The sequence below is a fragment of the Amnibacterium setariae genome (genome assembly GCF_003581425.1).
GTDB lineage: Bacteria > Actinomycetota > Actinomycetes > Actinomycetales > Microbacteriaceae > Amnibacterium > Amnibacterium setariae.
The window spans coordinates 101,932-114,740 of the sequence record NZ_QXTG01000002.1; the positions used below are offsets into that span (position 1 = coordinate 101,932).

At 74.0% G+C, this 12,809-nt stretch carries 14 protein-coding genes; 5 read left to right on the plus strand and 9 right to left on the minus strand.

Features of this window, described 5'->3' with window-relative positions; genetic code table 11:
* The first annotated feature begins 133 nt into the window (after nucleotides 1-133).
* The gene (locus D1781_RS08460; RefSeq protein ID WP_119481901.1) at nucleotides 134-733 is read left to right on the plus strand and encodes a hypothetical protein; all 600 of its coding nucleotides are present in this window, start codon (nucleotides 134-136) and stop codon (nucleotides 731-733) included.
* Here D1781_RS08460 and D1781_RS08465 read toward each other — a convergent pair.
* The 3 genes from D1781_RS08465 to D1781_RS08475 all read right to left on the minus strand — a co-directional run bounded on the left by D1781_RS08465 (nucleotide 730) and on the right by D1781_RS08475 (nucleotide 2,915).
* Nucleotides 730-1,026, minus strand: a complete 297-nt coding sequence (locus D1781_RS08465; protein WP_119481902.1) for a hypothetical protein — start codon at nucleotides 1,024-1,026, stop codon at nucleotides 730-732. The genes D1781_RS08460 and D1781_RS08465 overlap by 4 nt on opposite strands.
* A 64-nt stretch (nucleotides 1,027-1,090) precedes the next feature.
* Nucleotides 1,091-1,513: a VOC family protein gene (locus D1781_RS08470; RefSeq protein ID WP_119481903.1), complete on the minus strand. Its 423-nt coding sequence runs from the start codon at nucleotides 1,511-1,513 to the stop codon at nucleotides 1,091-1,093.
* Between the two features lie 64 nt (nucleotides 1,514-1,577).
* Nucleotides 1,578-2,915, minus strand: coding sequence for a PQQ-dependent sugar dehydrogenase (locus D1781_RS08475; protein ID WP_119481904.1), 1,338 nt, complete (start codon nucleotides 2,913-2,915; stop codon nucleotides 1,578-1,580).
* 114 nt (nucleotides 2,916-3,029) lie between these two features.
* Between D1781_RS08475 and D1781_RS08480 the strand changes: the two genes are divergently transcribed.
* Nucleotides 3,030-3,632 carry a DUF5946 family protein gene (locus D1781_RS08480; RefSeq protein WP_119481905.1) on the plus strand — a complete coding sequence of 201 codons (603 nt, stop codon included), beginning with the start codon at nucleotides 3,030-3,032 and terminating at the stop codon, nucleotides 3,630-3,632.
* A 49-nt stretch (nucleotides 3,633-3,681) separates the two neighbouring features.
* On the opposite strand, the gene D1781_RS08485 is transcribed toward D1781_RS08480, so the two are convergent.
* From D1781_RS08485 to D1781_RS08505, 5 genes are all read right to left on the minus strand, one after another.
* Nucleotides 3,682-5,145 (minus strand): MFS transporter, encoded by a 1,464-nt coding sequence (locus D1781_RS08485; protein WP_233551192.1) that lies wholly within the window; start codon nucleotides 5,143-5,145, stop codon nucleotides 3,682-3,684.
* 56 nt (nucleotides 5,146-5,201) lie between these two features.
* Nucleotides 5,202-5,870 carry an endonuclease/exonuclease/phosphatase family protein gene (locus D1781_RS08490; protein WP_119481907.1) on the minus strand — a complete coding sequence of 223 codons (669 nt, stop codon included), beginning with the start codon at nucleotides 5,868-5,870 and terminating at the stop codon, nucleotides 5,202-5,204.
* A 116-nt stretch (nucleotides 5,871-5,986) separates the two neighbouring features.
* Complete coding sequence (locus tag D1781_RS08495) at nucleotides 5,987-6,826, minus strand: ABC transporter permease (protein WP_119481908.1); 840 nt, start codon at nucleotides 6,824-6,826, stop codon at nucleotides 5,987-5,989.
* Nucleotides 6,813-7,748 (minus strand): ABC transporter ATP-binding protein, encoded by a 936-nt coding sequence (locus D1781_RS08500; protein ID WP_119481909.1) that lies wholly within the window; start codon nucleotides 7,746-7,748, stop codon nucleotides 6,813-6,815. The genes D1781_RS08495 and D1781_RS08500 overlap by 14 nt, the downstream gene beginning before the upstream one ends.
* Nucleotides 7,745-8,788, minus strand: a complete 1,044-nt coding sequence (locus D1781_RS08505; protein ID WP_119481910.1) for a LolA family protein — start codon at nucleotides 8,786-8,788, stop codon at nucleotides 7,745-7,747. The genes D1781_RS08500 and D1781_RS08505 overlap by 4 nt, the downstream gene beginning before the upstream one ends.
* Nucleotides 8,789-9,200: 412 nt before the next feature.
* On the opposite strand from D1781_RS08505, the gene D1781_RS08510 reads away from it, so the two are divergent.
* Complete coding sequence (locus D1781_RS08510) at nucleotides 9,201-10,640, plus strand: HNH endonuclease signature motif containing protein (protein ID WP_119481911.1); 1,440 nt, start codon at nucleotides 9,201-9,203, stop codon at nucleotides 10,638-10,640.
* Between the two features lie 19 nt (nucleotides 10,641-10,659).
* Here D1781_RS08510 and D1781_RS08515 read toward each other — a convergent pair whose 3' ends face one another.
* Nucleotides 10,660-11,160, minus strand: coding sequence for a tetratricopeptide repeat protein (locus D1781_RS08515; RefSeq protein ID WP_158590038.1), 501 nt, complete (start codon nucleotides 11,158-11,160; stop codon nucleotides 10,660-10,662).
* Nucleotides 11,161-11,299: 139 nt separating this feature from the next.
* On the opposite strand from D1781_RS08515, the gene cysK reads away from it, so the two are divergent.
* Nucleotides 11,300-12,235, plus strand: coding sequence for a cysteine synthase A (gene cysK / locus D1781_RS08520; protein ID WP_119481913.1), 936 nt, complete (start codon nucleotides 11,300-11,302; stop codon nucleotides 12,233-12,235).
* Entirely contained in the window at nucleotides 12,232-12,786 is a 555-nt protein-coding gene (gene epsC / locus D1781_RS08525; RefSeq protein ID WP_119481914.1) for a serine O-acetyltransferase EpsC, read from the plus strand. The genes cysK and epsC overlap by 4 nt, the downstream gene beginning before the upstream one ends.
* The last annotated feature ends 23 nt before the right edge of the window (nucleotides 12,787-12,809 follow it).

The window sequence follows — 12,809 nt, forward strand, 5'->3', positions numbered from 1 at the left end:
TCGCGCGGACCCGGATCGTGAGTCGTCGGCCAGCCTGCGCGGGTGCGGCCCCCGTTCGGGGAATGATCGGGGTGGGCGGTGGTGCCCCGGTCCGCGCAGCGGGCCGCCGACCGGACGACGAGAGCGCAGGGACGTGGACAGCAGCCGATCGCACGACCCCCGCCTGGTCCGGGCCGCGCACCCGGGCACGGCCCACCAGGGCGGCGCCGCGCAGCAGCCGCGGCGCACGTCGCCCTCGGTCTACCCCTACGAGCAGCCGCAGCGCTCCCAGCCGCCGCAGCAGCAGGCCGCCCCCGCCGCGCAGCAGGCACCCCGGTCGACCTACCCCTACGAGCAGCAGGTCCCGCGGCAGCAGGTGCCGCAGCAGACCCCGCAGCAGGTGCCGCCGCCCGCGCAGTACCGGACCGCACCGGCTCGCGCGCGCACCTCGCCGGCCCGCCGGGCCCTGGGCGTGCTCGCCTTCCTCGTGCTCACCGCGCTCAGCGTGCCGCTGCACGTCGCCGCGGTCTTCTTCGTCTACGTCGAGTTCGAGAGCCCCGGCGACGCGGTGATGGCGGCGCTGCTGATCGGCGGCGCGTTCCTCGGCTCGTTCGCGGCGCTGTTCGTGACCGGGCTGCTCTCGCAGCTGATCGGGGGCTTCCCCGGCCGCTGGCGCGCGCGGATCACCTTCGCGGCGCTCTCCGGCGTCATCGCCCTCGCCGTCGCGTACTTCGCCGCCCTGCGCCTCTTCTAGCGCTCGGCGAGCAGCGACGCGGGCACCGCGGTCGCCCCCGCGACGACGACCACCGACCGCCACGCGCCCAGGCGCTTGGCGAGCGGGTGCGAGCCGCCGAACGCGCCGAGGTAGGTCAGCACGACGATCGCCGCGCGCAGCGGGCCGCCGCGGCGCTGCACGAGGGCGAACACGCCGGCCCCGACGCCCGCGAGCACGGCGCCACCGGCCCAGCGCACGCCGGTGGCGCGGGCGACGCCGTACCCGCCGAGCAGGCCGGCGGAGGTGAGCAGGGGCACGAGCACGCGGTTCACGCCTCGATCCTCGCCCACGCGCCTGACCGGTGCCGGCAGGCCGACCACGCCGGGGCCGGGCGGGTCAGGCGCCGGAGCCGCCCGCGATGTTCACGAGCCAGGAGACGCCGAAGCGGTCCACCAGCATGCCGAAGCGGTCGCCCCACGGAGCCTGCTCGAGCGGCTGCTGCACCGTCGCGCCCTCCGAGAGCGCCGTCCACCAGCCCGTGAGCAGGTCCACGTCGTCGCCGGAGAGCGAGACGGAGAAGTCGTTCTCGCCGGCGCGGTGCTCCATGTGGCTCGGCACGTCCGCCGCCATCAGCAGCGGGCGGCCGTCGAGGTCGAGCTGCCCGTGCATGACGAGGTCCTCCTCGCCCTCGCCGACGGGCATGCCGAACTCGCGGAAGGTGCCGACGCGCAGCTCGCCGCCGAACACCGAGTGGTACAGCTCGAGCGCGTCGCGGGCGGTCCCGCGGAAGTTCAGGTACGGGTTCACGTTCGCGGACACAGCGAGCTCCTTCGTCTGCCGGGATCGGCTCCACCCTGGCAGCGCGCGGCGTCCGCGTCGAGGGTCAGGAGGGCGGCGCCATCCGGTACACGGCCCCGGCCTCGTCGTCGGTGACGTAGACGGCGCCCTCGGGTCCCGCCACCGCGGCGACGGGGCGACCCCAGCGGCTGCCGTCCGCGGCCTGGAAGCCGGCGAGCAGCGTCTTGGCGTCCTGCAGCGCGCCGTCGCGCCAAGGCAGGAACGCGACGGACGGCGCCCGGGGCGGCGTGCGGTTCCAGGACCCGTGGATCCCGACGAGCGCGCCTGCGCCGCCCGGCACGACCCCGGCGCGCACGAAGCTCAGCCCGAGCGGGGCGGAGTGCGCGGGCAGGCCCTGCTCGACCGCCGGCAGCGCCGCGCAGTCGAGCCGGCTCCCGTCCGCGTTCGCCTCCTCGTCCCGCACGAAGGCGCGGTCGCTGTAGTCGAAGGCGGTGCCGGCCGCGCCGGGGTCGACGTCGGGATCCGGGTTGCAGTACGGCCAGCCGAGGTCGCGGCCGGCCGTGAGGCGGGCGATCGGCTCGAGCGGGTGGTCGTTCACGTACTGCTGCAGCACCCCGCCGCGGTCGGACCCGCTCCCGCCCTCGTAGGAGCGGTCGTACGGGTACGCGATGCGGTCGCGGTTGTTCACCGCGGTCCAGACCGACCCGTCCGGCGCGACGGCCAGCCCGGTCCCGTTCCGCACGCCGCGGGCGAAGACCGTGGTGCGCCCGCCGTCGACCTTCAGGATCGCGGCGCGCTCAGGGGAGGCGCTCCGGTCCTCCGCGGAGGTGTTCCCCGTGCTGCCGACCGAGACGTAGACGGCGCCGTCCTCGCCGACGGCGACGCTCTTCAGCGCGTGGGCGTAGGCGCCCCGCAGCTCCGGCGTGCTCGCGTCCGGCAGGCCGTCGACGATCGTCCGGCGCGCCGACACCGCCCCGTCGCGGTAGTCGTAGGCGTCCACGCGGTCGCTCTCGGCGACGTAGAGGCGGTCGCCGTCGAACGCGAGGCCGTGCGGCCGGTTCAGCCCGTCGACCAGGGTGCCGACCCGCGGCGCCCCGTCCTTCCCGGGCGTGAGCACCTGGACGTCGCCGGACTCGGGCCGGGACACGAGCAGCCGACCGTCGGGCGTCCACGCGGCGAGCCGGGCGCCGTCGACCCGCGCCCAGAGCGCGACCCGCCATCCCGCCGGCGCCTGCACGGTGCGCGGCACGTCGAAGGGCGCGGCGGCGCCCGTCGAGGGCACGGCGAGGCGGCTGTCGACGAGGCCCGAGGGCGCGGGCGTCGGCGACGCCGCGGGGGACGAGGGGCTCGCCGTGCAGCCCGCGAGGACCGCGGCGCCGACGGCGAGCAGGAGGGCGGCGAGCGGTCGGGCCGGCCGGGTCATGCTCCGAGTGTCGCTGCGCGGAGCCGGAGTCCTGCGCCGTCGGCGTGCACGCTCGGCACCTTCTCGGCGGACGGGCTCGGAGCATGCGCAGGCGGGGCGTGCCAGTCTGGCGCCGTGCGATCGCGCACCGCGTGCCCGGGCTGCGGCATCGTGCTGCCCGAAACGGCGGCGGGCGAAACCCCGCGCCTGCACTCCTCGGCGGCGTGCGAGGCGGTGCTGCACGAGGTGCTCGGCTTCGAGTTCCAGCACCCGGTGATGCTCCGCTACCACCAGCTCACGGTCGACGCCTACGGCGCGCAGCACGCGGGCGGCGGCGCCCCGGCGATCCGCGTCGCCTACAGCCTGGCCGGCCTGTGGCTCGCGCTGGAGCACGGCTTCTCCGCGGAGGACGTCCGCGCCGTGCACCGCCGGATGGGGCATCCCACCGCGGAGTGGCCCGTCTTCGAGCCGCCGCGCACGCCGCGCCGCTGGCTCACCGTGCTCGACGTCGCCGAGGCCGGGGTCCGCCAGCACTCCGACGGCGGTCACGCGCGGGCCGCCGGCCAGTGGGCGGAGAGCGTCTGGACGGCCTGGCTCGAGGACTCGCCCGGGATCGACGACGCCGTCGAGGGCATGCTGCGCGGCATCTTCCTCGAGACCGGCCACCACGAGGGGCTGCACGGCACGATCGGCCCCGCCGCGGCCGTGCACCGGCTCCTCGGCCTGCTGGAGGCGTGAAGGAGGGGCGGGGACCACCGGTCCCCGCCCCTCCTCCTGAGCAGCCCGATCAGTGGGCCCCGATGCGCGCCTCGATCTTGTCGATGAAGTCGACGTCGCTCACGTCCTCGAGGGACTTGCGCTCCGCGGCGACGCCGAACAGCAGCGCGATGATCCCGCCGAGGAGCATGACGCCCGCGCCGAGGTAGTAGCCGGCCGCGAGCGGGTCGCGGTCCTTGCCGTCGCCGATCAGCGCGTTGTAGATGACCGGGGCGAAGGCGCCGACGAACTGCCCGACCGCGAAGACGTACGAGATCGCCTGCCCCCGCACCTGCAGCGGGAAGGTCTCGCTCACCGTCAGGTAGGCCGAGGAGGCACCCGCGGAGGCGAAGAAGAACGACACGCTCCAGAGGATCGTCTGCGTGGTCGCGTTCAGGATGTCCGCCTGGAAGAGCGCGGCGGACACGGCCAGCACGACCGCGGCGAGGCCGTAGGTCGCGAAGATCATCTGGCGGCGCCCGATCGTGTCGAACAGGTGCCCCAGCACGAGCGGGCCGATGAGGTTGCCGATCGCGAAGGGGAAGAAGTAGACCGCCGCGTTCTCGACGCCGTAGAAGTTCTTCAGCACCTCCGCGTAGCTGAAGAAGATCGCGTTGTAGAGGAACGACTGCGTGATCATCATCGAGAACGCGACGAACGCCCGCTTCGGGTACATCCGCGTGAAGACGTACCACACCACGCGGAAGGGCACACGGTCGTGCACCGGCACGTCGATCGCCTTCTCGTCGCCGACGCGCTCGAGCGGGTGGCCGGCCTCCCGCTCGACCTCGCGCTCGATCCGGTCGACGTTCTCCTCGGCGTCCTTCTCGTACCCGTGAGTCAGCTGCCACCGCGGACTCTCGGGGATGTTCCGCCGGAGGAAGATGATGATCAGCCCGAGCACCGGGCCGATGAAGAAGCCGATGCGCCAGCCCCAGCCCGACGTCTCGAGCGCGCTGCCCGGCGCGAGCAGGAACAGGTTCGCCGCGGCGCCGAGCGCCGCGCCGCCCCAGTAGGTGCCGTTGATCGCGATGTCGACGCGGCCGCGGAAGCGGGAGGGGATGATCTCGTCGATCGCGGAGTTGATCGCCGTGTACTCGCCGCCGATGCCCATGCCGGCGATGAACCGGAAGATGTAGAGGAACCAGGGCGCGAACGAGAGGCCTGCGATGCCCGATGCGACCAGGTAGATCCCGAGCGTGATGATGAAGAACTTGCGGCGGCCCAGCCGGTCGGACAGTCGCCCGAAGACGAGCGCGCCGACGACCTGCCCGAGCAGGTAGACGGTGCCGGTGAGGCCGACCTCCGTCGTCGACATCCCGAGCTGCTTCTGGTAGCCGTTCGCGGACACCATCTGGATCTCGAGCCCGTCCAGGATCCAGGAGACGCCCAGCCCCACGACGACGGTCCAGTGGAACCGGGTCCAGGGCAGGCGGTCCATCCGGGCGGGGATGAGACTGCGGATCGAGCTTCCTCGCTCGGCGGTCGTGGTCATGGCGGGGAACGTACGCCCCGTTGTCTGACAGTTCGTCAAGAACTGTCAGGTTCCTCTCAGACGGCGACGCGGGCGGTCAGCGCGATCGGGAGGTGGTCCGACTTGCCTTGAGGGAGCACCTCCAGGTCGCCGATCTCGAAGCCGCTCGAGGTCGCGAAGTCGAAGTAGCCGCTGAAGCGCACCCCGACGTAGGTGTGCGAAGGCATCCGGGTCAGCGTGTACCCGGTGGCGGCGAGCCGACGCTCGAGGCCGCGGAGGAACCACGGGTAGTTGAAGTCGCCGACCATCACGGAGGGCGCGCCGGGGCGCATCGCCCGCATGCCCTCGTGCGCGGCCGCGATCTGCTTGCGCCGCAGCGCGTTCGTGGCGCTGAGCGGCGCCGCGTGGAAGTCGCCGACGAGCACCTCGCCGCCGGTCTCGTGGTCGAGGAGGTGCGCGGCGAGCAGCCGTTCGTTCGCGGGCTTCAGCACCCGGTCGTGCATGGACTTGCGCAGCGCGAAGACGCGCTTGTCCTTCACCTCGAAGCGGTCGCGGCGCGCGTACATCGCGAGGCCGAGCCGGTTCGTCCGGGTCTGCTCGATCAGCTCCAGGTGGCCGATCGACTGCGGCATGTCGGTGTGGTCGCACTCCTGCAGCGCCAGCACGTCGACGTCGTGATCGCCCGCGATCGCCTCGAGCTCGCCGCGCGCGGTGTGCTCCCTGAGGTTGTAGCTGATGATCTTCACCCGAAGGCCTCCCCGTCGCAGCGCTCCCCGCGAGCCCCCGGCCCAACCTAGCCCGGCGTCGCTCCCAGGGATTCGGAACCCCCTCGATTCCCGAGTGGTGCGGACCGGAGGGGGTCTCAGGCCAGCACGTCCCGCGTCGTGAACCGGCCGTAGGCGAGGGCGCCGAAGACGACGACGTACCCGAGCTGCAGCAGCGCGTTCCCGCCGAACGTGCTCCACTCGGGCGGCTGCCGCAGCAGGTCGACGAGCCCGAGCCACGAGTCCGAGAGCAGGAACGGGTGGATGGCCTCGAGCTGCGGCAGCTGGTCGAGCACCTGGCTCGTGACCGCGAGCACGACCGTCGCCGCCATCGCGCCGACCGGCACGTCGGTCAGGGTCGACACGAACAGGCCGACCGCCGTGAGGCCGAGCATCGAGACCCCGGTGTACAGGGCGAGCAGCAGCAGCCGCAGCAGGCCCTCGCCGACGCCGACCTGGTCGCCCGAGAGCAGGGTCACCGGCCCGACCGGGAACAGCGCGAGGCCGGTGAGCGTGCCCGCCGCGGCGACGACGAGCGGCGCGGCGAAGCAGAAGACGGCCGCGCCGATGAACTTCACCACGAGCAGCCGGGCTCGGCCCGCGGGCGCGACGAGGAGGTAGCGGAGCGTGCCCTGGGCGGCCTCGCCGGCGATCGTGTCGCCGGCGACGACCCCGACGGTGAGCGGCAGGAACAGCGGGATGGTGAGCACGAGCGCCGCGATCCCGACGAACAGGCCGTTGCCCGCGACCTGGCTGAGGAAGGAGGGGGCGCGGCCGGAGTCCGGCCCCGACGCGATGCGGATGGCCACGCCGACGAGGACCGGCACCGCGGCGAGCGCGAGCAGCATCGCCCACGTCCGCTTGCGCCGGAACAGCACGGCGATCTCGGTCGCGAGCAGCGGCAGGCCGATCCGCGCCCGGGGTTCAGGACTCGACATCGAACCCCTCGCCGGTCAGGGCCACGAAGCGCTCCTCGAGGCTGGTCTCGGCCATGCGGACCCCGCGGACGCGCACGCCGGCGGCGACGAGCACGGGGACGAGGTCCTCGACGGCCCGGCCGCGCAGCGGCGCGACGACCTCGGCGCCGGCCCGGCTCGGCTCGAGCCCGGCGCCTGCGAGCGCGGCGATCGCCGCCTCCGGGTCGGGCGTGCTGAGGTGCAGCCGGTCGTCGGCCGACGGGCCCCGCAGCTCGTCGAGGGTGCCCTGCGCGACGAGCCGCCCCGCCCGCATCACGGCGGCGTGCGTGCACATCTGCTCGATCTCGGCGAGCAGGTGGCTCGACACGAACACGGTCGCGCCGTCGTCCGCGAGGCCGCGCACGAGGGTGCGCACCTCGCGGGTGCCCTGCGGGTCGAGGCCGTTCGTCGGCTCGTCGAGCACGAGCAGGTCGCGCGGCCGCAGCAGCGCGTTCGCGATGCCGAGCCGCTGCTTCATGCCGAGCGAGTACGCCTTGACCCGCTTGCCTGCCGCGGCGGAGAGGCCGACGCGGTCGAGGGCCTCGCCGATGCGGCGACGGCGTGTGCGGGGGTCGGCCAGCGGATCGGCGGAGTCGAGGCGGGCGAGATTCGCGGCGCCCGACAGGTAGCCGGCGAAGCCGGGCCCCTCCACGAGCGCGCCGACCCGGGGGAGCACCGCGGCGGCCCGGTCCGGCATGGGCGCGTCGAGCAGCCGTGCGGACCCGGAGGTCGGGCTGACGAGCCCGAGCAGCATCCGGATCGTCGTGGTCTTGCCGGACCCGTTCGGGCCGAGGAACCCGAAGACGCTGCCGGCCGGCACCGCGAGGGCGAGGTCCGTCACGGCGTCGCGGCCGCGGAAGCGCTTGCCGAGGCCGTCGGTCTCGACGGCCAGCCCGGCGCTCACCCGGCGGCGGCCTCGAGGGTCGCCACCGGCACCGCGCCGGCGAGCACCCGTCCGTCGTCGGTCAGCAGCACGTTGACGAGCGCGGTGCTGAGCACGCGCCCGCCGTCGGCCTGCGTCGTGAGACGGCGCACCGTCGGGTTGCTCGCGAGGTCGGACGGGACCGCGCTCGACGGCACGGTCACGACGCTCGCCCAGCCCGAGCCGCCGACGGCCGGCTTCGCACCCGCGGGCAGCGCGCCCTTCGGGCGGTCGGCCGCGTCGAGGCGCTTCGTGGTCGTCTTCGCGTCGGAGGGCGGGGTGAAGTCGAAGCGGGACGCAGCGGGCACCGCGTAGGAGATGTCCGTGAAGCCGGTCTCGAAGGCGGGGGAGGAGGCGCCCCGCGCGGTGACGCTGAGGTCGAGCGGCAGGCCCGTCTGGGCGTCGACGGCGATCCGCACCGCGCCGACCGTCGTCGCGGTGGTCCGGGGGGTCAGCACGAGCGTGTAGGCGTCGCGACCGGCGACGCGCTGCGACGAGTCGACCGACACGGCCGTCGTGCCGTCGACCTTCGCGAGCAGCTCCTGCGCCAGCGCAGCGGGCGTGGTCGTGGGCGCCTGGACGTCGGGGCGGCGGTCGCCCGTCGCGATCACGCGCGTCGCGGTGTTCGCCTTCGAGCTCCAGAGCCAGACCTCGTCGCCGTCGCGGATCACGTCGCGCTCGGCGCCGTCGTCGAGCACCGCGATGCGGCTGCGCGAGTCGCCGGCCACCTCGACCCGGGCGCGGTGGTCGCCGCCGATCAGGTCGAGCGCCGACGCGGTGTCCGTGTCGCTGCCCGCGCCGACCGACGGCAGGGACGGCAGGCCGAGGTCGGACCGCTGCTCCACGGTGCCGCTGAAGCCGCGGACGTCCTTCGCCTTCGCCACCAGCTCGAGCACCTGCTGCGCCGACTTCGCCGGCAGGTCCGGCGGCGCGGCCGCGGCCACGAGCGGCACGGTGACGGCGCCGGCGATCACGATGGGGGCGACCGCGGCGGGCAGCCAGCGGAGGAGACGGTGCTGCATGCGCTCGAGGCTACGTCCGCTCGCGTCGCCCGGGGCGCGTCCGCGGCGATCTCATACCGGAGGATGAGGTCCGACTGCTCCCGGGGGAGCAGCCCGTCCCTCGGGCCCGGTCGCCGGGCCCGTTCGTCGGCGGCTCGCCCCTCCGCGGCCGCCGCTTCCTCTCACCGTCGCCGCCGGTCGAGGTACGAGCGCAGCGAGCCTCGAGACCACCCCGCGGGTTCGCGATGGTTTCGGCACGGGCGCGGAGCGCCCGGCTCAACCACCGTGTGGTGCCCGGTCTCCGTTGGTCGAGGTGCGAGCGCAGCAAGCCGTTTCCGCTGGTCGAGGTGCGAGCGAAGCGAGCCTCGAGACCATCCCGAGCCCGGTCGATCGCCCCGACCCGCTGTCGGACCCCTCCTCTACATTCGGACACGTGTTCGAGGAGTTCCCTGACGACGAGCCTCCGCGGGTCTGGACCCGCGAGGAGGCCGACGCGTGGGACGCGCTCGCCGAGGAGGACCGCCTCGCCCAGCTGCCGCCCGACGAGCGGTACCGGGAGCAGTTCGGCCCAGACGCCGTGCCGGACGACGCCTGGCTCGCCGCCGCGCTGACGGAGGACGCCGCCGTCTACACGCAGGACCTCGCCGTGCAGGCGGACCGGATGCGCATCATCGCCGACGCCCACCGCATCGCCGCCCTGCTGACCGCGTACGAACGGGCGATGATCGACCTCGCCCACCGCTTCGGGACCGCCTTCGGCACCCGGGCCGGGCTCGGCGCGCAGACGTTCTTCCGCACCTTCGGCCTGCAGATCGGGGCCCACCCCGCGGCTGTGGCGGGCGAGGTGGACACCGGTCTGATCCTCCGCGACCGGCTGCCGCTCACCTGGGCCGTGTTCCAAGCCGGCGATGCGTCGTGGAGCCGGATGCGGACCGTGGTGAGGGAGGCGGAGGGCCTCGGTGCCGAGCATTGGGCCGCGTACGACGAGATCGCGTCGATGAAGGTCGTCATCTCGACGCGGCTGAAGGATGACCTGCGGAAGGCCCGGGCTCGCCTCGACGACGAGGCGGCTGCGAAGCGCGCCCGGACCACCTACGAGCGGCGCCGCACGTCGCTGGAGCTCGGCCACGACGGTGGCGTCGCGTTCGTCGCCGAGGGCCTCGCAGCGGACTGGGTACCCATCAACGACGCGCTCCACAAGGCGGCCGTCGCCGCGCACGGCGTGGACGGCGAGACGAGGGGCATCGCCCAGCTGCGGCACGACATCGCGCTCGACCTCCTGCGCGCCGGGCTGCAGACGCCCGCGAGCGACGGCGCGCTCGTCCCGGACCGGAAGACCGTCCAGGTCCAGCTGATCCTGACGGTCCCGGCGCTCGCCTGGCTGGGGAAGACGAAGGAGCAGGCGCAGCTCACCGGGTATGGCCCCATCGACCTCGAGACCGCGAAGGCACTTGCGGGCGCGGCGGCGTCGTTCATCCGCGTGCTGACGGACCCGGTGACGGGCGTGCGGCTGACCATGGACCGGAAGGTCTACGCGCCGCCCGCGGACCTGGCCCGGTGGGTGAGGATCCGCGACGGCCGGTCGAGGTTCCCGGGCTCGACCATCGCGCCGCACCTGGCGGACATCGACCACGCGAGGGAGTGGCAGCACGGCGGCACCACCGACGCCGCCAACCTCGTCACCCTCGGCCGCACCGACCACAACCTGAAGTCGGCCGGCCTGTTCATCGAGGGTCCGGTCGAGGACGACGGCACCGTCGGCTGGAACGAGGCCTGGGGCCACCACTTCGCGGACCCGCCGAACGACCCGCTCGACCCGGCACCGCCGGAACTCCTGCCCCCGCCTGCCGACGAGGGTCCCTGCCCGTTCTGAGCCGGACGCCGGCCGGTGGTCAGCCGCGGTCGCGGGCGACGAGCTGCTGCGCGCGCTGGCGCACGGCGGCCCGGTACAGCTCCAGGTCGGGCGACGGCATCGGGTCGACGAGCACCTCGAGCACGACGCCGAGCGCGGCGTCCGCGCGGCCCTGCTCGTGCATCGCGAGCGCGAGGAACGTGCGCAGCGAGCGGGAGCCCGGGAACTCGTCGAGGCCCGCTCGGAGCACGTCGACCGAGTCGTCCAGCCGGCCGAGCCGGCGCAGCGCGTCGCCCAGCTTCAGGTAGCACCGGCGCAGGGCCGTGCCCTCCAGGCCGGTGAGCGCGGAGCGGTAGCAGGCGACCGCCCGCTCCAGGTCGCCGGCCTCGTCGTAGGCCTCGCCGACCGCCTCCGACGCCGTCGGATGGTCGGGCCAGCGGTCGAGCAGGGCGTCGAAGCCGGCCTCCGCGGGCGTGCGCCCGGCCGAGCGGCGGTCCTGACACGCTTCGAGCGCGTCCACGAGCGCAGGATCCGTGAGCATGCATCCAGTGTGACCGGTCTCAGCGGGTGCTCCGCGCGCGGTGCACCGCATGTCGCGTCCCGTAACACCGGGGGAGCGGGCCGGGCGCTCCCTCTAGGCTGACGCGCGGTCCCGTTCCTCCCTCCTGGAGAAGGCAGTCATGGCACGCACCTATTCGTCCATCACGGAGGCGTTCGGCCGCACGCCGCTCGTGCGCCTGAACCGCGTCACCGAAGGCATCGACGCCACGGTCTACGCGAAGCTCGAGTTCTACAACCCCTCCTCCTCGGTCAAGGACCGGCTCGCGATCGCGATCGTCGACGCGGCGGAGAAGGCCGGGGTGCTGCAGCCCGGCGGCACCATCGTCGAGGGCACGAGCGGCAACACCGGCATCGGCCTCGCCGCGGTCGGCGCGGCGCGCGGCTACAAGGTCGTCCTCACGATGCCGGAGTCGATGTCGATCGAGCGCCGCAAGCTGCTGCGCGCCTACGGCGCCGAGCTGATCCTCACGCCGCCGTCCGAGGGCATGAAGGGCGCCGTCTCGCGCGCCGAGCAGGTCGCCGCGGAGCGCCCCGGCGCGGTCCTCGCGAAGCAGTTCGAGAACGAGGCGAACCCCGCGATCCACTACGCGACGACCGGCCCGGAGATCTGGGAGGACACCGACGGCGCCGTCGACGTGTTCGTCACCGGCGTCGGCACCGGCGGCACGGTGACCGGCACGGGCCGGTACCTCAAGGAGCACAAGCCCGGCGTGCGGATCGTCGCGGTCGAGCCGAAGGAGTCGCCGATCCTGAACGGCGGCCAGCCCGGGCCGCACAAGATCCAGGGCATCGGCCCGAACTTCGTGCCCGCGATCCTCGACCGCGAGGTCCTCGACGAGGTCGTCGACGTCGACATCGACGAGTCCGTGGCGATGGCCCGCCGCCTCGCGATGGAGGAGGGCATCCTCGCCGGCATCTCGTCGGGCGCGACCGTGCACGCCGCCCTCGAGGTCGCGAAGCGGCCGGAGAACGCGGGGAAGACGATCGTGGTCGTCGTCGCGAGCTCCGGCGAGCGCTACCTGTCGACGGTGCTGTTCGAGAACCTGGACGTGTGAGCGCACTTCGCGCGCTCCTCGAGGACGTCCACGCCGCGAGGCAGAGGGACCCGGCGGCCAAGTCGGGGTTCGAGGTCGTGCTCACCTACCCCGGTGTGCACGCGGTGTGGGCGTACCGGCTGCACCACCGGATGTGGCGGGCGGGCCTGCGCCTGCCCGCGCGCGTCGTGTCGCAGCTGGTGCGCTCGGCGACCGGGATCGAGATCCACCCGGGCGCGACGATCGGTCGCCGGTTCTTCATCGATCACGGGTCGGGCGTCGTCATCGGCGAGACCGCGGAGGTCGGCGACGACGTGACGATCTTCCACGGCGTGACGCTCGGCGGCACGGTGTGGCGCGAGGTCAAGCGGCACCCGACCGTCGGCGACCGGGTCATCATCGGCGCGGGCGCGACGCTGCTCGGCGCGATCACGGTGGGCGAGGACAGCGTGGTCGGCGCCGGAGCCGTCGTGCTGCACGACGCCCCGGCGCACTCGCTGCTCGTCGGCGTGCCGGCGAAGGTCCGCCCGCGGTCGCCGCTCGACGCGACCGAGCACCATTGGGTGATCTGACGCGGGTGATCTGACCCGGTGAT